At 63.5% G+C, this 21836-nt stretch carries 24 protein-coding genes; 12 read left to right on the top strand and 12 right to left on the bottom strand.

Annotated features, from left to right (window positions below):
* Nucleotides 1-17 precede the first annotated feature (17 nt).
* The 3 genes from cobS to V6767_RS12190 are packed head-to-tail and all read left to right on the top strand — an operon-like array spanning nucleotide 18 to nucleotide 3854.
* Nucleotides 18-1010: a cobaltochelatase subunit CobS gene (cobS, locus tag V6767_RS12200; protein WP_448464321.1), complete on the top strand. Its 993-nt coding sequence runs from the start codon at nucleotides 18-20 to the stop codon at nucleotides 1008-1010.
* Between the two features lie 10 nt (nucleotides 1011-1020).
* The gene (gene cobT, locus V6767_RS12195; protein WP_448473743.1) at nucleotides 1021-2919 is read left to right on the top strand and encodes a cobaltochelatase subunit CobT; all 1899 of its coding nucleotides are present in this window, start codon (nucleotides 1021-1023) and stop codon (nucleotides 2917-2919) included.
* A complete protein-coding gene (locus V6767_RS12190) occupies nucleotides 2916-3854 on the top strand; it encodes an esterase-like activity of phytase family protein (protein ID WP_448473742.1) in 939 nt (312 codons plus the stop codon). Before cobT ends, V6767_RS12190 begins: the two co-directional genes overlap by 4 nt.
* 7 nt (nucleotides 3855-3861) lie before the next feature.
* Here the strand turns inward: V6767_RS12190 and V6767_RS12185 are convergent, their stop codons facing one another.
* Nucleotides 3862-4524 carry a TetR/AcrR family transcriptional regulator gene (locus V6767_RS12185; RefSeq protein ID WP_448473741.1) on the bottom strand — a complete coding sequence of 221 codons (663 nt, stop codon included), beginning with the start codon at nucleotides 4522-4524 and terminating at the stop codon, nucleotides 3862-3864.
* A 96-nt stretch (nucleotides 4525-4620) separates the two neighbouring features.
* Between V6767_RS12185 and V6767_RS12180 the strand changes: the two genes are divergently transcribed.
* Complete coding sequence (locus tag V6767_RS12180) at nucleotides 4621-5163, top strand: VOC family protein (protein WP_448473740.1); 543 nt, start codon at nucleotides 4621-4623, stop codon at nucleotides 5161-5163.
* Between the two features lie 4 nt (nucleotides 5164-5167).
* On the opposite strand, the gene amyA is transcribed toward V6767_RS12180, so the two are convergent.
* Nucleotides 5168-6655 carry an alpha-amylase gene (gene amyA, locus V6767_RS12175; protein WP_448473786.1) on the bottom strand — a complete coding sequence of 496 codons (1488 nt, stop codon included), beginning with the start codon at nucleotides 6653-6655 and terminating at the stop codon, nucleotides 5168-5170.
* 186 nt (nucleotides 6656-6841) lie between these two features.
* Between amyA and V6767_RS12170 the strand changes: the two genes are divergently transcribed.
* Nucleotides 6842-8275, top strand: coding sequence for a mannitol dehydrogenase family protein (locus V6767_RS12170; RefSeq protein WP_448473739.1), 1434 nt, complete (start codon nucleotides 6842-6844; stop codon nucleotides 8273-8275).
* On the opposite strand, the gene V6767_RS12165 is transcribed toward V6767_RS12170, so the two are convergent.
* The 3 genes from V6767_RS12165 to V6767_RS12155 form a co-directional block, all read right to left on the bottom strand.
* Nucleotides 8265-8897, bottom strand: coding sequence for a VUT family protein (locus V6767_RS12165; RefSeq protein WP_448473738.1), 633 nt, complete (start codon nucleotides 8895-8897; stop codon nucleotides 8265-8267). The genes V6767_RS12170 and V6767_RS12165 overlap by 11 nt on opposite strands.
* Before the next feature lie 96 nt (nucleotides 8898-8993).
* Nucleotides 8994-9290 (bottom strand): 50S ribosomal protein L28, encoded by a 297-nt coding sequence (gene rpmB / locus V6767_RS12160; RefSeq protein ID WP_448431497.1) that lies wholly within the window; start codon nucleotides 9288-9290, stop codon nucleotides 8994-8996.
* A gap of 12 nt (nucleotides 9291-9302) precedes the next feature.
* Nucleotides 9303-9539 carry a hypothetical protein gene (locus tag V6767_RS12155; protein ID WP_448473737.1) on the bottom strand — a complete coding sequence of 79 codons (237 nt, stop codon included), beginning with the start codon at nucleotides 9537-9539 and terminating at the stop codon, nucleotides 9303-9305.
* Between V6767_RS12155 and V6767_RS12150 the strand changes: the two genes are divergently transcribed.
* Complete coding sequence (locus V6767_RS12150) at nucleotides 9519-10298, top strand: DUF3108 domain-containing protein (RefSeq protein WP_448473736.1); 780 nt, start codon at nucleotides 9519-9521, stop codon at nucleotides 10296-10298. The genes V6767_RS12155 and V6767_RS12150 overlap by 21 nt on opposite strands.
* 4 nt (nucleotides 10299-10302) lie before the next feature.
* Nucleotides 10303-11175, top strand: coding sequence for an aromatic amino acid exporter YddG (gene yddG / locus V6767_RS12145; RefSeq protein WP_448473735.1), 873 nt, complete (start codon nucleotides 10303-10305; stop codon nucleotides 11173-11175).
* A gap of 314 nt (nucleotides 11176-11489) precedes the next feature.
* On the opposite strand, the gene V6767_RS12140 is transcribed toward yddG, so the two are convergent.
* Both V6767_RS12140 and gloB read right to left on the bottom strand, forming a co-directional pair.
* Nucleotides 11490-11912: a cupin domain-containing protein gene (locus V6767_RS12140; protein ID WP_448473734.1), complete on the bottom strand. Its 423-nt coding sequence runs from the start codon at nucleotides 11910-11912 to the stop codon at nucleotides 11490-11492.
* Nucleotides 11912-12682: a hydroxyacylglutathione hydrolase gene (gene gloB, locus V6767_RS12135; protein ID WP_448473733.1), complete on the bottom strand. Its 771-nt coding sequence runs from the start codon at nucleotides 12680-12682 to the stop codon at nucleotides 11912-11914. Before gloB ends, V6767_RS12140 begins: the two co-directional genes overlap by 1 nt.
* Before the next feature lie 88 nt (nucleotides 12683-12770).
* Between gloB and V6767_RS12130 the strand changes: the two genes are divergently transcribed.
* The 3 genes from V6767_RS12130 to V6767_RS12120 all read left to right on the top strand — a co-directional run bounded on the left by V6767_RS12130 (nucleotide 12771) and on the right by V6767_RS12120 (nucleotide 15649).
* Nucleotides 12771-13520, top strand: a complete 750-nt coding sequence (locus V6767_RS12130) for a class I SAM-dependent methyltransferase (protein ID WP_448433106.1) — start codon at nucleotides 12771-12773, stop codon at nucleotides 13518-13520.
* An 84-nt stretch (nucleotides 13521-13604) separates the two neighbouring features.
* Nucleotides 13605-14729 carry a histidinol-phosphate transaminase gene (gene hisC, locus V6767_RS12125; RefSeq protein WP_448473732.1) on the top strand — a complete coding sequence of 375 codons (1125 nt, stop codon included), beginning with the start codon at nucleotides 13605-13607 and terminating at the stop codon, nucleotides 14727-14729.
* Nucleotides 14726-15649 (top strand): prephenate/arogenate dehydrogenase family protein, encoded by a 924-nt coding sequence (locus V6767_RS12120; protein ID WP_448473731.1) that lies wholly within the window; start codon nucleotides 14726-14728, stop codon nucleotides 15647-15649. The genes hisC and V6767_RS12120 overlap by 4 nt, the downstream gene beginning before the upstream one ends.
* Before the next feature lie 9 nt (nucleotides 15650-15658).
* Here the strand turns inward: V6767_RS12120 and V6767_RS12115 are convergent, their stop codons facing one another.
* Nucleotides 15659-16654: a DUF2125 domain-containing protein gene (locus V6767_RS12115; protein ID WP_448473730.1), complete on the bottom strand. Its 996-nt coding sequence runs from the start codon at nucleotides 16652-16654 to the stop codon at nucleotides 15659-15661.
* A gap of 49 nt (nucleotides 16655-16703) precedes the next feature.
* Here V6767_RS12115 and V6767_RS12110 point away from each other — a divergent pair, with 49 nt between their 5' ends.
* Complete coding sequence (locus tag V6767_RS12110) at nucleotides 16704-17255, top strand: gamma-glutamylcyclotransferase (protein ID WP_448473729.1); 552 nt, start codon at nucleotides 16704-16706, stop codon at nucleotides 17253-17255.
* On the opposite strand, the gene V6767_RS12105 is transcribed toward V6767_RS12110, so the two are convergent.
* The 4 genes from V6767_RS12105 to ftsE form a co-directional block, all read right to left on the bottom strand.
* Nucleotides 17252-18040, bottom strand: a complete 789-nt coding sequence (locus V6767_RS12105) for a lysophospholipid acyltransferase family protein (RefSeq protein ID WP_448473728.1) — start codon at nucleotides 18038-18040, stop codon at nucleotides 17252-17254. The two genes, V6767_RS12110 and V6767_RS12105, sit on opposite strands and share 4 nt — an antisense overlap.
* Before the next feature lie 5 nt (nucleotides 18041-18045).
* Nucleotides 18046-18726, bottom strand: coding sequence for a YdcF family protein (locus V6767_RS12100; protein ID WP_448473727.1), 681 nt, complete (start codon nucleotides 18724-18726; stop codon nucleotides 18046-18048).
* Nucleotides 18727-18880: 154 nt separating this feature from the next.
* The gene (locus V6767_RS12095; protein ID WP_448473785.1) at nucleotides 18881-19762 is read right to left on the bottom strand and encodes a cell division protein FtsX; all 882 of its coding nucleotides are present in this window, start codon (nucleotides 19760-19762) and stop codon (nucleotides 18881-18883) included.
* 571 nt (nucleotides 19763-20333) lie between these two features.
* A complete protein-coding gene (gene ftsE, locus V6767_RS12090) occupies nucleotides 20334-20993 on the bottom strand; it encodes a cell division ATP-binding protein FtsE (protein ID WP_448433110.1) in 660 nt (219 codons plus the stop codon).
* Between the two features lie 246 nt (nucleotides 20994-21239).
* Between ftsE and hpt the strand changes: the two genes are divergently transcribed.
* Nucleotides 21240-21782, top strand: a complete 543-nt coding sequence (hpt, locus tag V6767_RS12085; protein WP_448473726.1) for a hypoxanthine phosphoribosyltransferase — start codon at nucleotides 21240-21242, stop codon at nucleotides 21780-21782.
* Nucleotides 21783-21836: the final 54 nt, after the last annotated feature.

Below are 21836 nucleotides of genomic sequence, written 5' to 3'. Positions count from 1 at the left end.
GCCGTGCTGGAGAAATGATGAGCAAGATCGATCTGGACTATTCGAACCTCCCCGACACCACCGTCTCGGTTCGTGAAACCTTCGGCCTCGATGTCGACCTGAAAGTCCCGGCCTATTCGACCGACGACCCCTATGTGCCCGACCTCGATCCCGACTACCTGTTCGATCGCGACACCACCCTCGCCATTCTCGCGGGCTTTGCCCATAACCGCCGCGTCATGGTCTCCGGCTATCACGGCACCGGCAAGTCGACCCATATCGAGCAGGTCGCCGCGCGGCTGAAATGGCCGTGCGTGCGCGTCAACCTCGACAGCCATGTCAGCCGTATCGACCTCGTCGGCAAGGATGCGATCGTGGTCAAGGACGGGCTGCAGGTCACCGAGTTTAAGGATGGCATCCTGCCCTGGGCCTATCAGCACAATGTCGCGCTGGTGTTCGACGAATACGACGCGGGCCGCCCTGACGTGATGTTCGTGATCCAGCGCGTGCTGGAAAGTTCCGGTCGTCTGACGCTGCTCGACCAGAGCCGCGTGATCAGCCCTCACCCGGCCTTCCGCCTGTTCGCGACCGCCAACACGGTCGGCCTCGGCGACACGACCGGGCTTTACCACGGCACGCAGCAGATCAACCAGGCCCAGATGGACCGCTGGTCGCTGGTGACCACGCTCAACTACCTGCCGCACGAGCAGGAGGTGAACATCATTCTCGCCAAGGTGAAGAGCTTTGCCGCGACGGCTGAGGGCCGCGAAACCGTCTCCAACATGGTGCGCGTCGCCGACCTCACCCGTTCGGCCTTCGTCAATGGCGATCTTTCGACGGTGATGAGCCCGCGCACGGTGATCAACTGGGCCGAGAACACCGAGATTTTCGGCGATGTCGGTTTTGCGTTCCGCGTCACCTTCCTCAACAAGTGCGACGAGCTGGAGCGGACGCTGGTGGCCGAGCAGTATCAGCGCGCCTTCGGCGAGGAACTGAAGGAAAGCGCCGCCAACGTCGTGATCAGCGCCTGAGGAAATTTTCATGGCCGGTCCCGGCGACAATCGAAAATCCAATCCCTATGCGCCCGTAGACCTGGAGCCGCTGCACCGGGCCGTTTCCGGCTGCGTGCGCGCGATTTCCGGCGAGCGGGAGGCGGAGGTCGTGTTTTCGCGCGACCGGCCGGGCATGAGCGGCCACCAGATCCGGTTGCCGGAATTTTCCAAGCGTCCGTCGCCGGAAGAACTGGCCGTCGTGCGCGGGCTTGGCGATTCCATGGCGCTGCGCATGGCCTGCCACAATCCCGTGACCCACGCCCATATGTCGCCCGGAGGCACCGAGGCGCAGTCGATCTTCGACGCGGTTGAGCAGGCCCGGATCGATTCGATCGGGGCCAAGCGCATGCCGGGCATGGCGAGAAACCTTGCCGCCATGCATGCGGAAAAATACGAAAAGGCCAATTTCGCCGCCATCGACCGCAAGGAAGACGCGCCGGTTTCCGAAGCCGTCGCGATGCTGGTGCGCGAAAAGCTGACCGGCGAAAAGCCACCGGAATCGGCCGGAAAGGTGCTCGATTACTGGCGCGATTTCATCGAGGACAAGGCCGCCGTCGATCTCGACCGGCTGGCAGGCTCGATCGACGATCAGGACGCCTTCGCCCGCGTTGTCCGTTCGATGCTGTCATCGATGGAAATGGCCGATGACTACGCCGGCGACGACCTCGAAAACGACGACGAGGAGGAAAACCTCTCCGACGAGGAACAACCGCGTTCCGAACGCGAGAACGACGAACAGGTCGAGGAGCAGGCCGGCGAGGATTCGGCCTCCGCCGACGACAGCGACAGCGCCGACGAGGAGATGGACCAGGGCGAGCTCGACGGCGCGGAAGTGGCCGACACCGATCTCGACGACGAGGCCGATCCGGATTCCGAGGTCGCCGGCGAGACCAAGCGCCCCAACACCGCCTTCGACGATTTCAACGAAAAGGTCGATTACCGCGTGTTCTCGACCGAGTTCGATGAGGAAATCACCGCTGAGGAGCTGTGCGACCAGGAGGAGTTGCAGCGCCTGCGCGCCCATCTCGACAAGCAGCTCGCCCACCTTCAGGGCGCGGTCGGCCGGCTTGCCAACCGCATGCAGCGCCGGCTGATGGCCAAGCAGAACCGGTCCTGGGATTTCGATCTCGAGGAAGGTTATCTCGATACCGCCCGGCTGGTGCGCATGGTGATCGACCCGATGCAGCCGCTTTCCTTCAAGATGGAGCGCGACACCCAGTTCCGCGACACCGTGGTGTCGCTCCTGATCGACAATTCCGGCTCGATGCGCGGCCGCCCAATCACGGTCGCGGCCACCTGCGGCGACATTCTGGCGCGCACGCTCGAGCGTTGCGGCGTGAAGGTCGAGATCCTCGGCTTCACCACCAAGGCGTGGAAGGGCGGGCAATCGCGCGAGAAGTGGCTGGAAGCGGGCAAGCCCGCGGCCCCCGGCCGGCTCAACGATCTGCGCCATATCATCTACAAATCCGCCGACCAGCCGTGGCGGCGCTCGCGCGCCAATCTCGGCCTGATGATGCGCGAGGGCCTGCTGAAGGAAAACATCGACGGCGAGGCGCTGATCTGGGCCCATGACCGGCTGATGGGCCGGCCCGAGCAGCGCCGCATCCTGATGATGATCTCAGACGGCGCGCCGGTGGATGACTCCACGCTGTCGGTCAATCCCGGAAACTTCCTCGAAAAGCATCTGCGCGCGGTGATCGAGCATATCGAGACGCGCTCGCCGGTGGAGCTGCTTGCGATCGGCATCGGCCATGACGTCACCCGCTACTATCGCCGCGCGGTCACCATCGTCGATGCCGACGAACTGGCCGGCGCGATGACCGACCAGCTTGCAGCCCTGTTCGAGGAACAGGGCGTCGAGGCGCCGACGCGTCGACGCGCCAGATGATACGCGCCCTTCTTCTTGCGCTTGCGCTCGTCAGCGCGCAGGCTTCGGCGGCGGATGTCTCTTCCACGCGGATCGAAAGTTTCGCCAGCGACCCGAGCGTTACCCGCTTCGGCGAGCTGCAATTCGTCGGCGGGCTCAAGCTGTCCGGGCTGCATGGGCTCTCCGCGATCCGCTTCCTGCCCGGCGGCGAGCGCTTCATCGCGATTGCCGATTATGGCGAATGGGTCGATGGCGAGATTACCCGCGATGGCAGGGGACGACTTTCCGGTGTCGCCCACGTGACGGTCACGCCGATGAAGAACGCCGATGGCGTGCATGCGAAAAAGGTCGACATGGACGCCGAGAGCATGACGATCAAGGACGGTCGGGTCCTGGTCGGTTTCGAAAACAAGCACCGGATCGATCAATACCCGCTGAAGGGTCACGACGACGCGACGGCAAAGCCCGGCCCCGATTTCCTGATTCCCCGCAACGAATTGCGCGCCAATGGCGGCCTCGAGGCGATGGCGACCAATGCCGAAGGCCGGACCGTGGTGGTGGCGGAAAAGAGCATTGACAGCGACGGAAACCTGTTTGCCGCCATCATTTCCGGTCCCGGCAAGGGCATTTTCAAGGTCGCCAAGAGCCAGGAATTCGACGTCACCGACGCTGCCTTTCTGCCGGACGGCGACCTGCTGCTGCTGGAGCGGCGGTTTTCGCTTCTGGGTGGGATCGGCATGCGCATCCGCCGCATACCCGCCGATACGATCCGCGCCGGCGCTGTGGTCGACGGTCCAGTCATCATGCAGGCAAGCGGCTTGAACCGGATCGACAACATGGAAGGCCTCGACGTGATTGCGATGCCCGACGGCAGCCTGCATCTGATCCTCATCTCGGACGACAATGATTCCGTGCTGCAGCAGACGTTGATGCTGGAATTCAGACTGGCGGGCTGAATTCGGGTCAACTGGCGGGCGCGACCATCGCCCGGATCATCTTCAGCCCCTCAAGATTGAGGCGCGCCGCCTCTTCCGGCACCAAATCCTCCCAGTTATGCGCAAACCAGCGGTCAAGCGCGCGGGCGGCGGAAAGCACCATGTCGACGATCAGCGCGCGCGGCATGTCGGAGCGGACGGCGCCCAGCCCCTGCCCCTTTTCCACAAGCTGCTCCAGAGCGCGCCTGATCCGAGCAAGCGGCGCTTCAAGCGCCTTTTCCGTCTGCGGGCCCTCATACATCGTCCGGCCAAGCGCCGCCATAACGGGATCGGCGACAAGAGCCCCGCTGAGGCGCTCGAACGCCGCGTAAATACCATCCCAGAAGAAATCGATCGTTTCGGCCTGGAGCGGCGCGGCAAAGTCCATCCGGCCGACCAGTTCGCCGAGCGCGCGTTCGATCACGGCGGAATAGAGGTCGCCCTTGTCGTGAACATAGTAATAGGCCTGCCCCTTGCTCATGGCGGCCGCGGCCAGGATGGCATTCATCGACGCGCCGGCAAAGCCGGCTTCTGCGAAAGCCGCCTCGGCCGCGTCCAGCAGGCGCGCGCGACGATCCGGCGCCAGCGCTTCGAGCCTTGCAAGCGCCGTATCGCCCTCCGCCATCGGCTTTCTCTTGTCTTCCGCAGCCATCAACCCGCCTTCATTGACATTTTAGACCAGTGGTCTAAACGTGAATACACGAAATCGCGGCGAGGTCCAATTCCGCCGCAAAACAGGAGATGCACAATGCGCTGGCGCGGTGTCAATCATGTTGAATTCTCGGTCATCGACTACGAGAACTCAGTGGCGTTTTACGACCGGATGTTCGGCTGGCTGGGATACAAGAGTTTCTGGACCATGGATATCGGCTACCACTCGACCTATTACATGGCGCGGTTCCCGTTTCCCCACAGCTATATCGGCATCCAGCCGGCCAAGACCGGCAGCAAGCTTGACCACGCGGCGCGCGCCACAGGGATTCATCACATTGCTCTGTGGGCGAAGAACCGGAAAGAGGTCGACCGCTTCCATAGCGATTTCCTCGTTCCTAACGACGTTCCGGTGACGGAGGCACCGGCGGAATATCCGGTCTATGCGCCCGGCTATTACGGCGTGTTTTTCGACGATCCCATCAACGGCATCCATTGGGAACTGGCGCATATCCCGAAAATCGCCTCGCCCATGGCCTACCGGCGCTCGGCGCAAGCCTGGAAACAGGCGGAAGCCGAGCATCCCGAATGGCAGGGCTCGCCCGCGAAGAAGGCCTTCCGCACGCTGCCGCGCGGATAGACATTCAGAGCGCATCCTCGCGCACCCAGACGCTGACGCTGCCGCCATTCACCGGGAAATCGGCATTGCCCTGCTCATCCGCCGTCACCGTATCCTCACGGTGACCAAGGAAATCGCGGAAGCTCGCCCCGGCATGCCCCTCGCCGAGTTCGACATGCTTGCTGGCTTCCTCGCCATTGGTAAGCACCGTGACCGAGCCCGGCGCCTCATCGGTTCCGTGGCGAACGATCGCCAGGCAGTTCGGGTCGTCGAACATGTCGGTCTGGCCGCCATTGGCGAATCGCTTGCGAGCGGAAATCAGCGTCGGCAGGCATTCGACCTTCGACATCGCGATATCGTACTCTTCGCCATCGCTGCCCTTGTCGCGATAGTCCGCGCCGTAGAGATCGGCATAGAAGACACTCGGCACGCCCTGCTCGCGCATCAGGATCAGCGCATAAGCGAGCGGCTTGAACCACGGTTCAACGGCGGCCTCGAGCGATTGCAGCGGCTGGGTATCGTGGTTTTCCACCAGTGTGACGGCGTGCTCCGGCTGCGCCGAAAGCAGCGATCCGTCGAATATCGTGCGCATGTCGAAATCACCGCCGCCCTTCGCGGCGTCATGGAAGCGGTGGTGCAGGCCGACATCGAACAGCAGGAGCTGGCGGTCGACAAGTTCCAGATAGTTCTCCAGCGCGCCGATATCGGGATGCCAGTATTCGGCGACCACGAACAGGTCTTCCTTCACGGTTCCGCGCATATGACCGATCCAGTCGCGGAAGAACCATGCGGGGATGTGCTTGGCGGCATCGAGCCGGAAGCCGGCGACCGGCACCTGCTCGGAAAACCAGCGGCCCCAGTATTTCAGTTCCTCATAGACCGCGCGGTTGCGGAACTCGACATCGGAGCCGATCAGGTAGTCGTAATTGCCAAGCTCCTCGTCCACCTCGTCATTCCATTCGCCCTCGCCATATTCGTTGACGAGGCGGAAGACGCCGTTGTCGGTCGGGTCCTCGATATAGTCGACGCCGGTAAAGCACTTCTGGGTCCAGACAAATTCGGAATGCCTGCCCTGCCGACCCGGAAAGGTGAACCGAGTATAGGCGTGGGTATCGAAGGCCTCGTCCTCGATCTCGGTGCGGTCGTCCGGATTGGCGCGGCGCACCTTGACCGCCTCGCGCTCGTCGCCGCCCATCTTGTGGTTGAAAACGACATCGTGGATCGCCCCGATCCCGTGTTCCGCGAGCGCCCCGCAGGCCGCCTCCAGCGCGCCGCGATCGCCATATTTGGTGGGGACAGTGCCCTTCTGGTCGAACTCGCCGAGGTCGAACAGGTCGTAGGTGTCGTAGCCCACCGAATAGCCGCCAGCGGCGCCCTTGTAGGCCGGCGGTAGCCAGACGTCGGTCACGCCGATCTCCGCAAGGTCAGCGGCCTTTTCCGCGACCTCGTTCCAGAGCCTGCCGCCGTCTGGATAATACCAATGGAAAAACTGAAGAAGAACGCGTCCGGCCACATTGCCCTCGCTGGATTGGGATGGATAGCGCTCAGAAACGGTTCGCACCGGGTAAAGTTCCGCACCCTTCGAGTGAGGCCGCATTCTGGCGCTCAGGCCGATGACATGCAAACTTTGCTTGACCGCGGCCGCCGCCCGCCGCGATAAGGTGCCTGCGATCCCGTCAGGCATTCACGAGGAGTTCCGATGCCAGAAACCGTCATCCGCGCCAAATTCGATCCGGCCTCGCTCCGCCCGCGCATCCTCCATATCGGCTTCGGCGCCTTCGCCCGCGCCCATCTGATGGTCTATCTGCAGGAGGGCCTGAACGCCGCCGGCGGCGACTGGGGCGTGGTGGCCTGCCGGCTGAACTCCGGCGCGGAAGAGCTGTCCGCGCTCGATGACGCGGGACGTCGCTATCTGGTGGCCGAGGTCGACGGCGACGGCGTGACCGCGCGCGAGATCGCCGTGGTCGTCGGCACCCGCCATCCCGGGCGCGACGGCATCGACTCGCTGCTCGACCTGATCGCCTCCGAGCCGCTCTCCGTCATCAGCCTGACGATCACGGAAAAGGGCTATTGCTGCCGCAACGGTCAGCTCGACATCGACCATAAGGGCATCCGCGCCGATCTGGAAAACCCCGAAAACCCCAAAACCGCGATCGGCGTCATCGTCGCAGGCCTTGCGCGCCGCCGCGCGGCCGGGCTTTCCGGCCTCACCGTGCTTTCCTGCGACAACCAGCCCGACAATGGCCGGCTGGTGCGCGCTGCGGTGCTCGCCTTCGCCCATCAACACGATGGCCGGCTGGCCGACTGGATCGACGCCCACGTCACCTTCCCCGGCACCATGGTCGACCGCGTCGTGCCGGCGCTTGACGATGAAGGGCGCGCGCTGCTGAAGGACATCAATGGCGGCGCGGCCGACGACAACGGCATCGTCTGCGAGCCGTTCCGCCAGTGGGTGATCGAGGACGATTTCGCCGCCGGCCGTCCGCCCTATGCCGAGGGCGGGGCGATGCTGACCGACGACGTGCGCCCGTTCGAGATGATGAAGCTCAGAATGCTGAACGGCGCGCATACGTTTCTGGCAATGCTTGGCAGCCTTTCAGGGATCGAGACGGTCGATGCCTGCATGGCCGATCCGGTGTTCCGCAAGGCCGCCCGCAGCCTGATGCTCGACGAACAGCGCCCGACGCTGCCCGCCATCGAGGGCGTCGATATCGAGGCCTATGCCGACGACCTGATCGCCCGATTCGCCAATCCGAAGCTGAAACACCGCACCGGCCAGATCGCCTGGGATACCAGCCAGAAACTGCCGCAGCGCCTGCTTCATTCGGTCGAGGAGAATATCGAGGCCGGCAGACCCTGGCCGCTTCAGGCGCTCGCCCTGGCCGGCTGGATGCGATTTGTGAAGCTTGCGGTGGATAAGGGCGGCACGCTGACCGACCCGCTTTCCGAGACGTTGATGGCAATCGCGCGGGACCGCGACGGCGCGGCGCTGGTCGATGGCCTCATCGCCATCGACACGATCTTCGAGGCCGATCTGGCGACGCATCCCGCCTTCCGCGCCGCGATCCTCAAGGCCTATGAAAGCATTGTCGAAAACGGCCCTCGCGAGGCGGTCGCCGCCGCTATGCGTTGACGCTGCGCATCGGCCTGAGCCAGGAAATCAGCGCCGCATAAGGCAGGAGCATGATCAGGCTGAAGGCGAGCTTGACCGAAAGATCGCCAAGCGCCCAGGAAATCCAGCGCGGCACTTCGAGCGAAAACACGCCGAAGAGCGGCGCCATGCCGAGCGCGAACTCATCATTTGGGCCGATGAAGGCGAAGACCGCGGCGAAGCTGATCGAGAAGAACAACACCGTGTCGAGCACGGAGCCGAACAGCGAGCCCGCCAGCGGCGCCTTCCACCATGTTTGCCGGCGCAGGCGGTTGAATACCGAGATATCGAGAAGCTGACCGACCAGAAATGCCGTGCCCGAGGCGATCGCGATCCGCGGCACAGAGGCGTAGAAGGAAAAGGCGACGCCGACGACGAAACCGGCGATCACCACCTTGCGCGCGGCCGAGGGGCCGAACTGGCGATTCGTCAGGTCGTTGACCAGGAAGGCGAGCGGATAGGTGAACGCGCCCCAGGTCAAAAGATCGGCGAGCGAGATGCCATACAGCGTGCCGGAAACCGGATACTGGACGAGAATGTTGGAAAGAAGCACGACGCCTGCCATCAGCAGGCTGTAGATAAGCACGGATTGCGTCTGTCGCATTTTTTTACCCTGGGTGATGCCACCAGCTGGAGAACGAATAAAGAGAGCCTTACCGGCTGGCGGCAAGGCTCTCCAGTTTAGTCAGAATGCCTGTAATCAGGCGGCGGCCTGTTCGGCCGTCTTCTTGATGATTTCCTTGCGCAGAAGGCGGGCGCGCGGCGAAAGATCGCGCTCGCCGGACTTCAGCAGGAATGCGTCGAGACCGCCGCGGTGCTCAACGGAGCGGAGCGCCGCCGCCGAAACGCGCAGACGATAGCTCATGCCGGTTGCTTCCGACATCAGGGTTACCCGGCAAAGATTGGGAAGAAACTTGCGACGGGTCTTGTTGTTGGCATGGCTAACATTGTTGCCGGACAGCACGCCCTTGCCAGTCAATTCACACATGCGGGACATGGTAACACCTACTTATTCTTCTTTAGCCAAGGCTTTCAACGGGACAGCCATGCCCCGCGATCCAATTGGCGGCTCATTGGAAAGTTGCGGTTCTATAATCTCGCCCTCGCCAAAGGTCAAGGCGATTTGCCGGTTTTTCGCGGCAGACGAAAAATTTACGGCTGTTTTTTTGCCGTCAGCTACGACATAAACGGGGGGTAATCGAACTTCAATGGACGGATGCGGGATATGGCAGCTAAACTTCTTCAATCGCTCGGGCTCGTCGCGGCGCTCCTTGCCGCGCCCGCCGCGCAAGCCGAGGATATCAAGCAGCAGACCGTCTACACGCTGTCTTTTTCCGGAATCAAGATCGCCGACGCGGTATTCAACACCACGGTTGCCGACGGCAAGTACAACATCAATGCCGATATCGAAGCGGCGGGAATCGGCAATCTGTTCACTTCGATCGCCGTCAAGGTCGATGCCGATGGGGTCTGGCGCAGCGGCAAGCCGGAAACGCGGGAATTCCAGCTCATCTACCGCGATGGCGACTATGCCCGCGATTACGCAGCCACCTTTTCCAACAAGCGGGTGACGAAATCGACCATCGAGCCCGATCCGGGCCCGCGCGGGGATAACTGGGTCGAGGTCAAGTCGAAACATCTGCGCAATGTGATCGACCCGGTCTCCGCGCTGCTGCTGCCGCCTTCCAAGAACCCCTGCGCCACCACGGTTTCGATCTTCGACGGCGAAACCCGGCTGGAGCTCGAAATGGCGTCGGCGGGAAGCCGTCCGTTTTCCACGAAAGGCTTTTCCGGGCGCGCGATCGGCTGCGCCATCCGGTTCAAGCCGGTGGCCGGCTACGAGCGCAAGGATGAGGATATCGAATATCTCGCCAATTCTCGCGAACTCGTCGTCTGGTTCGCCTATAATGAGGAACTGAACGTGTTCGCGCCGGTCATGGCCCATATCCCGCTGAAGATCGGGCGGCTGACGATCTACGCCTCCAAATTCGGCCTTCCGCGCTAACATCATGAGCATGCGTGCAACTCTGATCGGCTTTTCAGCCGTGCTGATGTGGGCGTTGTTGGCGCTGTTTACAGCCGCCTCGGGCAGTGTGCCGCCGTTCCAGCTTTCGGCGATCGCCTTTGCCATCGCCAGCCTGCCGGGCATCGCGGTGCTGATCGCGCGGCCGGAACGGCTGAAGCGGCTGCGCCAGCCGGCGAAGGTCTGGATCGTCGGCATTGCCGGCCTGTTCGGCTATCATTTCCTGTATTTCACCGCGCTCAGAAACGCGCCGGCGGTCGATGCCGGCCTGATCGCCTATCTGTGGCCGCTTTTTATCGTGGTCGGTTCGGCGCTGCTGCCGGGCGAGCGGCTGAGAGCCCATCACATCATCGGCGCGCTTGCCGGCTTTGCGGGCACCGCCATTCTGGTGACCCGCGGCGGCGGGCTGGCGTTCAGCGGCGAATACGCCCTCGGCTATTTCGCCGCCTTCCTCTGCGCCTTCACCTGGTCGGGTTATTCGCTGGCCTCCCGCTCCTTCTCCAAGGTCTCGACCGATGTCGTCACCGGCTTCTGCCTTGCGACCGCCCTGCTCTCGCTTGTCTGCCATATCGGGCTGGAGACCACGGTCTGGCCCGAGAATTTCGGGCAATGGCTGGCGGTGGCGGGCCTCGGCCTACTGCCGGTCGGCCTCGCCTTCTACGCCTGGGACTATGGCGTCAAGCACGGCAATATCCAGGTGCTGGGGGCGGCAAGCTATGCCGCGCCACTGCTCTCGACCATCATCCTGATCATCGCCCGCTTCGGCGAACCCGGCTGGCGCGTGATCGCCGCCTGCCTGCTGATCACCGGCGGCGCGGTGATCGCCGCCCGCGACATGATCAGAGGAAAGAAATCCTAGGCGGGAAACCACCCTCCGACCCTTTATTTAACGCCCGGCTGTCATGCGGGATTTCACCGCACAGCCCCCAAATCTTCTCGCCCCGGAGGGGAGAGATGTCGCGAAAGCGACAGTGAGGGGGGAGTCTATCACCGCGAGCGCCCTCACGAATGGATATGCCGCTCCACCCTCACTGCCCTTTCGGGGCATCTCTCCCGCCAGCGGGAGAGAGTATTGGGAGCAAGCCTCACGGCCACACAAGATCGCTGCCTCAGGGAGTGTTCATCGGCTGAAGTTCGTGAAACTGAAATGCCTACGCTCCAGAACCACTGCCCTCACCCGCCCGGCGCCCACTCCGGTTCGGCGAGTTCGAAATCCTCGAAGGTGAAGCCCGGGGCGACGGTGCAGCCGACCAGCGTGAAATCGCCGGTGGTTTTGGCCGCCTGCCAGCATCCGGCGGGAATCACCGCTTGCGGGCGCTCGCCTTTCAGGATGTTCGGGCCGAGCATCTGCGTTTCCACTGCTTTGCCGTCGGCGGATCGCATCAGCTTCAGGGGCGCGCCGGCATAATAGTGCCAGACTTCGGCAGCGCTGTGCAGGCGGTGCCAGTGCGACCGCTCGCCCGCCTTCAGCAGGAAGTAGATCAGCGTCGAGGCCCCGCGCCCACCGCCGGCCGGATCGCGAAACGTCTCCGCAAACCATCCGCCTTCGGGGTGAGGCTGGAGCCCGAGGGCTTCGATGATCGCGTCCGCGGTCATCAGAAATTGTCCTTGCGCTTGCGGATTTCGGCCAGAACCTCGGCATCGCTCGCCGCTTCCATGCCGAGCCCCTTGCGGATTGCCGGGTCGGCCACCCTGAAATAGGGGTTGGTCTTCTTCTCAAGTCCGATCGTGGTCGGAATAGTGAAGCCGCCGGCCTCCCTCAGTTCCGCCACCGCCTCGGCCCGCTCCTTCAGCACCGCATTGTCGGGATCGACGGTCAGCGCGAATTTGGCGTTTGCGAGCGTATATTCGTGGCCGAAATAGACCTCGGTCTCGTCCGGCAGCGCCATCAGTTTCTGCAGAGACGGCCACATGTCGGAGGCCGGGCGCTCGAACAGACGGCCGCAGCCCATGGCAAACAGCGTGTCTGCGGCAAACAGCAGGCCGTCCTCGACGAAATGATAGCAGATGTGGCCGGCGGTGTGGCCGGGGGTTTCGATCACCTCCACCTTGTGGCCGGCAAATTCGAGTTCGTCACCCTCGAACACGGCAAGGTCGAGCCCCGGGATTACCACCGCCTCCTCGATCGGGCCGACGATGCGGCAGTCATATTTCTCCTTGATGAGAAGATTGCCGTCGACATGGTCCTTGTGATGATGGGTGGTGAAGATATCGGTGATCGTCCAGCCGCGCTGTTCTGCCTCGGCAATCACCTTTTCGCCATCGGGCGCGTCGATGCTGACGGTCTTGCCGCTTTCCGGCTCGTGCACCAGTACGCCGTAATTGTCGGAGCGGCACATGAAGACGGCAATTTCCAGTGAACGCATATCAGGCCTCGCAATTGCTTACTCAATGGAGTTCAATGTAGTACGGTGGACATTGAAGTCCAACCATCAGCCGGGTCAACCTCACCTCATGAATGCCGATATCGTAGACCTGCGCGCGTTTTATCACACCGAACTCGGAAGGCTCGCCGCCCATTCGATTGCGATGGCGCTTACGCCGATCTGGCAGTCGCTGCCGGACGAGCGGCTGGCGGGGCTCGGCTACTGCCTGCCCTATCTCGACCGCTTCGCGGGCGAAGCCGAAAGAACCATGGCGCTGATGCCGGCCTCGCAGGGCGCGATCAACTGGCCGCCGCTCGGACCGTCGGCAACCGTGCTCGTCCACGAAGAGGAACTGCCGCTGCCGGATGCGTCCATTGATCGCATCCTGCTGGTGCACGCGCTCGAATTCGCCGAGGCGCCGCGCGAGACCATGCGCGAATTATGGCGGGTGCTGGCGCCCGGCGGCAGGGTCGTGATCGTGGCCCCCAATCGGCGCGGCGTCTGGGCGCGCCTTGAACATACGCCCTTCGGCAATGGCCGGCCCTATTCCAAGGGGCAGATCATCGAATTGCTGCGGGAGACCAATTTCACCCCCGCGGCCTTTGCCGAGGCGCTGTTCTTTCCGCCGTCGAAAAGCCGCGCGGTGCTGAAGCTTCGCTCCAGTTTCGAGCGGTCGGGCCGCACCTTCTGGCCCGCCTTTGCCGGCGTCAACATTATCGAGGCGCAGAAGCGGCTCTATCAGGGCCTTCCCGTCGCCGCCCGCGCCGCGCGCAAGGTTCTGGTGCCCGCACTTGCGCCCCAGGGCGTGCCGACAACCCGCGCGCGACATCGCGGCTGACACTCGACAAAGACCCCAATCGCAATTATTGCTGCTGACGCTAAAAACCGGCCGGAAAAGGCCGACAATTTTTCGAGGTTTCCGATGACCGAACAGATGATCAAGCCAACGCCGCGTCCCGGCATTATGGAGATTGCCGCCTATGTGCCCGGCAAGTCCCATGGCGAGGGCACTGGCAAGGTTCACAAGCTGTCATCGAACGAGACCCCGCTCGGGCCGAGCCCGAAGGCGATCGCCGCCATGCAGTCCGTCGGCGAACACCTCGCGCTCTATCCCGACGGCCAGTCAAGCGCGCTGCGCGAGGCGATTGCCGCCAAATACGGCCTCAACACCGGCAATATCATCTGCGGCAATGGTTCCGACGAACTGCTCGGCCTGATCGCCCATGTCTATCTTGGCGAGGGCGACGAGGCGATCATCACCGAGCACGGCTTCCTGGTCTACAAGATCCAGATTCTGGCGAATGGCGCGACACCCGTCACGGTGAAGGAAAAGGAGGCGCGGGTCGATGTCGACGCGATTCTCGCGGCCGTCACCGAGAGGACCCGCGTCGTCTTCATCGCCAACCCGGCCAACCCGACCGGCACCTATGTGCCGTTCTCCGAAATCCGGCGGCTGCATGCCGGCCTGCCGAAAAACGTGGTGCTGGTGCTCGACGCCGCTTATGCCGAATATGTCCGCCGCAATGATTACGAGGCCGGGCTGGAACTGGTCGCCGAGAATGACAATGTGGTCATGACCCGGACCTTTTCGAAGATCTATGGACTTGCCGCACTCAGGGTCGGCTGGCTTTACGGCCCGTCCGATATCATCGCGGCGCTGGAGCGGGTGCGCGGGCCGTTCAACCTCAACGCGCCGGCGATCGCGGCTGCGACGGCGGCGATCAGGGACGACGCCTTTACCCGGGCGGCGATCGATTACAATCTGAAATGGATCGAGCGGCTGACCGATGAACTCAACGCGCTCGGCCTGACGGTCACGCCGTCGGTCGCCAATTTCGTGCTGATTCATTTCCCCGATGAGGATGGCAAGCGCGCGGCCGACGCCGACCGCTATCTCAGCGCGCGGGGCTATATCCTGCGGGCCGTCGCCGGCTACGGCTTCCCGAATGCGCTGCGCATGAGCGTCGGCACCGAAGAGGCCAATCTCGGCGTCATCGAGGCGCTGAAGGCGTTTCTCGCCGCCGCGCCCGAAACGGAAAAGGCATGATTGCATTCGAACGCATAGCGCTGATCGGCATCGGCCTGATCGGCTCCTCGCTTGCCCGCGATATCCGCGCCAAGGGGCTTGCGCGCGAGATCATCGTCTCGACGCGCTCGCCGGAGACGCTGCGGCGGGCGGAGGAACTGGGGCTGGGCGACCGCTACACCGCGTCCGCCGAAGACGCGGTGCGCGGCGCGGATCTGGTGATCGTTTCGGTGCCCGTCGGCGCGTCCGGCGCGGTGGCAGAGCGCATCGCGCCCAATCTGAAGCCCGGCGCGATCCTGACCGATGTCGGCTCCACCAAGGCCTCCGTCATCGCCCAGATGTCGCCCTTCGTGCCCGAGAACGTGCATTTCATCCCCGGCCACCCGATCGCGGGCACGGAGAAATCCGGGCCGGATGCCGGCTTCACCGGTCTTTTCAAGGGCCGCTGGTGCATCCTGACGCCTGCGGACGACGCCGATCCGGCAGCCGTCGACAAGCTCACCCGGTTCTGGCAGGCGATCGGCTCCAAGGTCGACACCATGGCTGCCGATCACCACGACAAGGTGCTGGCGATCGTCTCGCACCTGCCGCATATCATCGCCTACAATATCGTCGGCACCGCCGATGATCTGGAGACGGTGACCGAATCGGAAGTAATCCAGTATTCCGCCTCCGGCTTCCGCGACTTCACCCGTCTTGCCGCCTCGGACCCCACCATGTGGCGCGACGTCTGCCTGCACAACCGCGATGCCATTCTCGAAATGCTGGCGCGTTTTTCGGAAGACCTCGCCTATCTCCAGCGCGCGATCCGCTGGGGCGAGGGCGACAAGCTGTTCGAGCTCTTCAGCCGCACCCGCGACATCCGTCGCTCTATCATCGAGGCCGGACAGGATGTCGAAGCCGCCGACTTCGGCCGCCACGCGCTCGACGACAAAGATTAGCGCATCACGTCAAAGAGGCGGTATCTTGCCGAGCGGGATGAAACCGAGCACGGCTCTGCCGTGTTCGACGCGCACATCGAGCGTCACCGTGCGCTGGCCGCCGGTGAAATTCTTGACCAGGCCGGTGACGGAATTGATGACGCCGGCAGCGCCGGGGAAGCTGAGCGCGGCAAGCTGGGCCACGCCATCTATGCCGGTCAGCTCGAAGCTGAAGCGACCATCGAGATAGCCGTCCTTGTCGAAGGCAAAGCGGCCCGAGACCGCCATCATCGACTGACTTTCGCCGATCGCGAGCGCCGCCTGGTTGACGATCCCGCTCTTGCCGCGCAGCATTTGCGGATGGAAATCGGTTTCGAGCAACGCACCGCCATCATCGACGGTCGCCAGAAGGTTGAGCGACACGGCGGGCAAGGCCTCGGCATTGTTTTGCGGGCGCAGCACCGCCTCGTTCAGGTTCAGCGCGACATCGAGATCGCCGTTGTCATTGCGCACCAGCCCCTGCCCCTGCTCCGCCGTCAGCGTTCCCTGTCGACCCTGGGGATCGGCGAAACGGGCGGTCACGGCCTCGAAATCGAAGGAGACGAGACGCGGCGCGCCGCCCCTGTAGATCAGCTTGCCGCCGAAATCCTGCCACTCCGCGCGCAACAGCATGCCGGCGTCGTTTTGCAGCGTGGCGGGGCCGGTGAGCGTCGCCAGAACCGACCACGGCGAATAGACCGGCGCCTCGGCCATAAGTTGCGGTGCGTCGAAAACCGAATCCGACGTCCGGTCGCGCACATGCAGGCTGTCACAGAAAAAACCGAATTTGGCGGGAAAGCCGTTATAGCCGATGTCCTCGCAGTTCACGACGACGTTTTGCTGATCCTGGCCCTGAAGCAGCGTGAAAATCCGGGCCTTGACGGTGCGGGCGATATAGAACCAGCCGAGGGCATAGGCGACGATCACCGCGATCAGAACGATGAGCGTCCATTTCAGAAACTTGCGCGTTCGGGTTGATCTCGCCATCATGGGCCTCATTGTAATTTCGGAACTCAACGGTGTCAGGCAATAGCATATGGACGAATTCTGGATATTTGGCTACGGCTCGCTGATGTGGAACCCGGGTTTTGCGACCCACAGACGCATGCCCGCCCGGCTTGCGGGTTATCACCGCAGCCTCTGCGTCTATTCCCATGTCCACCGCGGCACCGCCCACAAGCCGGGCCTGGTGCTCGGCCTCGACCGGGGCGGTTTCTGCGAGGGCGTGGCGCTCGCCGCCAGGGTCAAGGACGAGGAGGAAATCCTCGCCTATCTGCGCGGCCGCGAACTGGTCACCCGCGTTTACCGCGAACTGGTGCTGCCTGTCCGCCTGTCATCGGGCGAGAATGTGCCCGCCATCACCTATGTCGTCGATCATGCGCACGAGCAATATGCCGGCAAGCTCGATCTTGATCACGCTGCCGAACTGGTGCGGGGCGGCCACGGCCAGTCGGGCCCCAATCGCGATTACCTCCTGAACACCGTAGACCATCTGCGCGAGATGCAGATCAATGACGCAGCGCTGGAAACGATCGCGGGACTGCTGAAAAACGAACAGCCGCGCCCGGTGCGGCGAGACGCGCTCTAAGCTCCGGCTGATGCCCGCAGCTCGGCAACGCGCTTGCGGGTCACCTCCGGCAGGTCGAGATGCGGATTGGCGTCGACGGTTTCGATCAGCAGACGATCGCTTTCGCGCTCCATGGTCGCGACAAGCTGATCGAAAAACTGCCGCGGCTCCTTTCCGGGCGCAATCGCCGGCAGGATGCGGACCTTGAAATGCCCGCTTTGGCGGCGGAAACTGCCGCGCGGCCAGAACAGGCCGGGATGCATGACCACCGGAATGACCGGCACGCCGAGATCGCGGTAGAGCCGCTGGATGCCGCGCTTGTAATCGGGGGCTGCCCCCGGCGGCCGGCGCGTTCCCTCCGGAAAGATCACGAGTTGGCGCCCGGTCTCGACCTCGGCCTTGGTGCGCGCAATCGCGTCGGCCATGGCGCGGCCGGTCTGTGCGCGATCGACGGCGATCTGGCGCTGCTTCTTGAGATACCAGCCGAACAGCGGCATCTGGATCAGTTCGCGCTTGAGCATGAACACCGAATCCGGGATCCATGGCAAAAGCATGATCGTGTCCCAGGCGGACTGATGCTTAGGGACGATGATGCACGGCCCGTCCGGCAGGTTTTCCAGTCCCTCGATGGTAAACGTCGCTCCGGCCCAGAGCCGCATCTGCGCGTTCACGAACCGGCCCCAGCCCTGCACCACCACCCGATAGGCGTTCTTGCGCGAGGCCAGGAAATAATAGGGCGACTGCACGATCATCAGCACCGCGGTGCCGAGATAGAAGGCGATGTTGAAGGCGGCGGAGCGGATCATGCCTATCAGTTCTCCTCCCCGGCCGGGGCAAGCGCCGAGAGCCCGGTCTCGGCGCGCAGGTGAGCGCCGATGAATTTCATATATTCAGAGCCCAGAATCTTCAGATAGCGAAGGCTCTGCCGCCACGACGCATCCTGGTCGCTGAACGGCACGGGATAGCCGACGAACACGGTATCCGGATCGATATGCCTGAGTTCGAACAGTCCGCGCGGCAGGTGGTAGGCGCTGGTGACGACGAGGATGCGGCGGTAGTCGTGCTCCTCGATCCATTTGCGGGTTTCCACGGCATTGCCGTAGGTGTCCAGCGCCTCGTAACCGACATCGACGCAGCATTCGAAAAGCTGGCTGTCGCCGCCGATCACATTGAGGATGCTCTCGGGCGTGGTCGAGGGATTGACGCCGGAGATCAGCAACCGCTCGCCCGCGCCGGCCTCCAGCAGCGCAAACGCTTCCTCGATCCGGCGGGAGCCGCCGGTGAGGACCACGATCGCATCGGTTTCGTAAATCTGCGGCGGCCTCGCGGTGAGCGCGTTGTAGCAGAACGCCACAAAACCGCCGCCGAACACCAGCACGATGGCCAGCAGAAGGAAGCCGACAAGGCGCGCGAGACGGCCGGCGGCAGAACGCCGCCGCGTCCCGTGTTCGCTGCCGCCTTTTTCATGCGGCTTGCGCACCCTTTCCGCCATGCCCGATCCATTTCCAGTTTTGCGCCCGGTTCGCGGGGTCACCATCTGAATGCTTGTGAAACCGTCCGAATCAGACGGCTGACCCGCCAACCTATACAACACAGGAAATAGAGTTGAAATTCAGGCGGCGGATCGGCGGTAGGATTCTGAAAAATCAGACCGTATCGGTCCGCTCCGGATCGGAGCGCACAATGTCGATCTCGCGTATGGTGCGGATCACCGTCAGCCGCGTCGTCAGCGCCGTCAGCCCGGCAATCGCGACGATGGTGAGCAGGATGCCGAAATAGGCGCCCCAGCCTATCGAGATCGTGCCGAACAGCGCTGTCGTCTGATCCGCGCCGGGGGTCGCGAGATAGCGCCGCTGCCAGACCCGCGCCAGCACGAAAAACAGGCAGGCCAGCGCGCCGCCGAGGAACGCGCCCTTGAGCGCGACGTTGAGGAAATGGCGCTGGAACTGACGGGCGACGAACGAGGCTTCCGCGCCGACGAAATGCAGCACCTCGACGATGTCGCGGCTGCCGGCGAGCGCGCCGCGCGTTGCAAACACCACCGTCAGCACCATCGCCGAAAACACCAGAGCCATGATCGAAACGCCGATGGTCGTCGTGGCATCCGCCATCGCCGACAACCGGCTCACCCAGGCGCGGTGATCATCAAGCGATGCGCCGGGCACCGCCTTTTGCAGCGCCGCGGCCATGGCCGCGAAATCGGGCGGATTGTTTTCGTCGATGGTCACGATCACCAGCCGCGGCACGGGCAGCATGTCGAAATCAAGCCCGGAGCCAAGCCATGGCTCCAGGAGCCGCTCGGTTGCCGCCTCATCGACCACCCGCCCGTCGAGCGTTCCGACGAATTGCAGCGCCACATCGCGCGCGTTCAGCAGCGCCTGGTTCATGTCGCGCCCCTCGCGCGGCTTGATCTGGATCGTGACCTCGCGCGAGATGCCGCCCTGCCAGCTTTCAGCGGTCGCGCGCACCATCGAGACGGCGCCGAGCGTCAGGCAGGCGAGAAACGCCATGATCGTCACCACGGCCATCAGCGCCCGCGTCTGGACATTGGAGGGCGGCACGATCGGCGTCGGCTTGCGCGGTGCCTGACGCTCGGGCCGGAAACGGGTCTTGACGCCGAGCTTGGGGCCAGACTTGGAGCCCGGTGTCGGACGCTGGGTCCGCGTTTTCGGCGCGGGTTCCGCGGATGGAGCAACCCTCGGACGAGGCGGCTCGGCGCGCTGCGCAACCGGCGTCTCCTGGCCTTGCGGTACGGGATTGGCCCGCGACCGGAAGGTCGGCGGTGGGCTTGTTGGCCTCTGCCGCGCCTGCGCCGCCTGTCGGGCCTCTTCGGCCCGCTGAGCTTCTATCCGCTGGGCCTCTCGTCGTCGCGCGGCCTCACGCTCCTTCGCCCGGCGCTCCTCCAGTTCCTCGGCGCGGCGCTGCGCAAGCTGGCGCTGCTGCTCCGCCTGGCGTCGGGCCGCTTCCTCCTGCTGCTGGCGGATCTCCTCCAGACGCCGCGCCTCGAGCAGGCGCTCTTCCTCGGCGCGCTGTTCGGCAAGGCGTCGTTCGGCGCGTTCTCTTTCCTCCAGACGCGGATCGCGGAGCGAGCGGGGCGGCCTAGTCATGAATATCGAGCCTTCCTTCCGAAAGGATCATCCGGCGCGCATTGTAGCGGTCCATCAGCGCGATATCATGGGTTGCGATGACAACGGCCGTGCCCAGCCGGTTGAGCTCCACCAGCAGGCTCAAAATGCGCCGCGCCATCGGCGGATCGACATTGCCCGTCGGCTCGTCGGCAAGCAGCACTTCCGGCTGGTCGATCAGCGCGCGGGCGATCGCCACGCGCTGCTTCTCGCCGCCGGAAAGCACCGGCGGGCGGGCGTGGAGCCGTTCGCCGAGCCCGACCCATTTCAAAAGTTCGATCACGTCGTTGCGGTAGGAGACCTCATCCTTGCCGCGCACCCTCAGCGGCAGGGCGACGTTCTCATAGGTGGTCATGTGGTCAAGCAGCCGGAAGTCCTGAAACACGATGCCGACCCGGCGGCGCAGCATCGGCAGTTCCTTGTGCGGGATAACGGCGACGTCGCGGCCGAACAGGCGGATCAGGCCACGCGTCGGCTGCAGCGCCATCAGCATCAGCCTGAGCAGCGTCGTCTTGCCCGCGCCGGAAGGGCCGGTCAGGAACTGGAAGGAGTTCCTGGGAATGTCGAAAGTCAAGTCGCGCAGGACTTCCGGGCCCATTCCATAGCGCAAGCCAACATTTTCAAACTGAATCAGTGCCATGCCCTGATACTGTCCTCGTCGTTCGATCCCCTCCATTATCCGCGATTATGAATAACAGGTCGTGAACAGGCCGCAAGTTATGCGATTTTGGCGGATATCCACGGCGTTTTGGCCTCAAGGCGCGGTTGCGCCCGGCCTTGCGATTGCCCAGCCCGGCCAAACCCAGTAAAACCGGCCATCTTCAAACATATACGGCGTTTCCGGCCTGAAGGCTCGGCGCTGGAGGCAAGGGAGCGCGCCATGCATGTCGTCCGCGGCAAAAAGATCGAAGTCCTGTTTTCGCCCGAGGAAATTGCCGCGCGCAATGAGGAACTCGCCCGCGAGATCGCCAGCGGCCCGTCGAAAGACCTTCTCGTGATCGCGATCCTGAAGGGCTCCTTCGTGTTCGCCGCCGATTTGATCCGCGCGCTGCACAAGGTCGGCCTCGCGCCGGAAGTGGAATTCATGACGCTGTCGAGCTATGGCACCGGCACCGTCGGCAAGTCCGTGCGGATGGTCAAGGATATCGACAGCGAGGTCGAGGGCCGCGATGTCCTGCTGATCGATGACATTCTCGAATCGGGCCGCACGCTGCGTTTCGCCCGTGAGCTGATGCTGGAACGCGGCGCTGCCAATGTTTCGGTCGCGGTTCTTTTGGACAAGCAGAACAAGCGCGAGGAAGCGCTCGACGCCGATTATGCCGGCTTCCGCTGCCCGGACAAGTTCGTTGTCGGCTACGGTATGGACGTTGCCTATGCCTTCCGCGAGCTTCCTTTCGTCGGCGTGGTGACCGGGGATGCTTAATCAAGCATAAAGACAGTCCGAACAGCTTGTTAACTACATAAACCGCCACATTTC

This window comes from Martelella sp. FLE1502 (genome assembly GCF_053484255.1).
The sequence above is the reverse complement of the archived record's forward strand: the minus strand, read 5'-3'. Positions and strand labels throughout refer to the sequence as shown.

Excerpts from the sequence above, each read along its gene's own strand:
- cobT (WP_448473743.1), top strand. The coding sequence starts at position 1,021 with ATGGCCGGTCCCGGCGACAATCGAAAATCCAATCCCTATGCGCCCGTA.
- V6767_RS12130 (WP_448433106.1), top strand. The coding sequence starts at position 12,771 with ATGAATGCCGATATCGTAGACCTGCGCGCGTTTTATCACACCGAACTC.
- V6767_RS12165 (WP_448473738.1), bottom strand. The coding sequence starts at position 8,897 with ATGCGACAGACGCAATCCGTGCTTATCTACAGCCTGCTGATGGCAGGC.
- V6767_RS12115 (WP_448473730.1), bottom strand. The coding sequence starts at position 16,654 with ATGGCGAGATCAACCCGAACGCGCAAGTTTCTGAAATGGACGCTCATC.
- gloB (WP_448473733.1), bottom strand. The coding sequence starts at position 12,682 with ATGCGTTCACTGGAAATTGCCGTCTTCATGTGCCGCTCCGACAATTAC.
- hpt (WP_448473726.1), top strand. The coding sequence starts at position 21,240 with ATGCATGTCGTCCGCGGCAAAAAGATCGAAGTCCTGTTTTCGCCCGAG.
- hisC (WP_448473732.1), top strand. The coding sequence starts at position 13,605 with ATGACCGAACAGATGATCAAGCCAACGCCGCGTCCCGGCATTATGGAG.
- V6767_RS12140 (WP_448473734.1), bottom strand. The coding sequence starts at position 11,912 with ATGACCGCGGACGCGATCATCGAAGCCCTCGGGCTCCAGCCTCACCCC.
- V6767_RS12120 (WP_448473731.1), top strand. The coding sequence starts at position 14,726 with ATGATTGCATTCGAACGCATAGCGCTGATCGGCATCGGCCTGATCGGC.
- rpmB (WP_448431497.1), bottom strand. The coding sequence starts at position 9,290 with ATGTCCCGCATGTGTGAATTGACTGGCAAGGGCGTGCTGTCCGGCAAC.
- V6767_RS12110 (WP_448473729.1), top strand. The coding sequence starts at position 16,704 with ATGGACGAATTCTGGATATTTGGCTACGGCTCGCTGATGTGGAACCCG.
- V6767_RS12180 (WP_448473740.1), top strand. The coding sequence starts at position 4,621 with ATGCGCTGGCGCGGTGTCAATCATGTTGAATTCTCGGTCATCGACTAC.
- V6767_RS12185 (WP_448473741.1), bottom strand. The coding sequence starts at position 4,524 with ATGGCTGCGGAAGACAAGAGAAAGCCGATGGCGGAGGGCGATACGGCG.
- yddG (WP_448473735.1), top strand. The coding sequence starts at position 10,303 with ATGAGCATGCGTGCAACTCTGATCGGCTTTTCAGCCGTGCTGATGTGG.
- V6767_RS12100 (WP_448473727.1), bottom strand. The coding sequence starts at position 18,726 with ATGGCGGAAAGGGTGCGCAAGCCGCATGAAAAAGGCGGCAGCGAACAC.
- cobS (WP_448464321.1), top strand. The coding sequence starts at position 18 with ATGAGCAAGATCGATCTGGACTATTCGAACCTCCCCGACACCACCGTC.
- V6767_RS12170 (WP_448473739.1), top strand. The coding sequence starts at position 6,842 with ATGCCAGAAACCGTCATCCGCGCCAAATTCGATCCGGCCTCGCTCCGC.
- V6767_RS12105 (WP_448473728.1), bottom strand. The coding sequence starts at position 18,040 with ATGATCCGCTCCGCCGCCTTCAACATCGCCTTCTATCTCGGCACCGCG.
- V6767_RS12150 (WP_448473736.1), top strand. The coding sequence starts at position 9,519 with ATGGCAGCTAAACTTCTTCAATCGCTCGGGCTCGTCGCGGCGCTCCTT.
- V6767_RS12095 (WP_448473785.1), bottom strand. The coding sequence starts at position 19,762 with ATGGCCGTGGTGACGATCATGGCGTTTCTCGCCTGCCTGACGCTCGGC.
- V6767_RS12190 (WP_448473742.1), top strand. The coding sequence starts at position 2,916 with ATGATACGCGCCCTTCTTCTTGCGCTTGCGCTCGTCAGCGCGCAGGCT.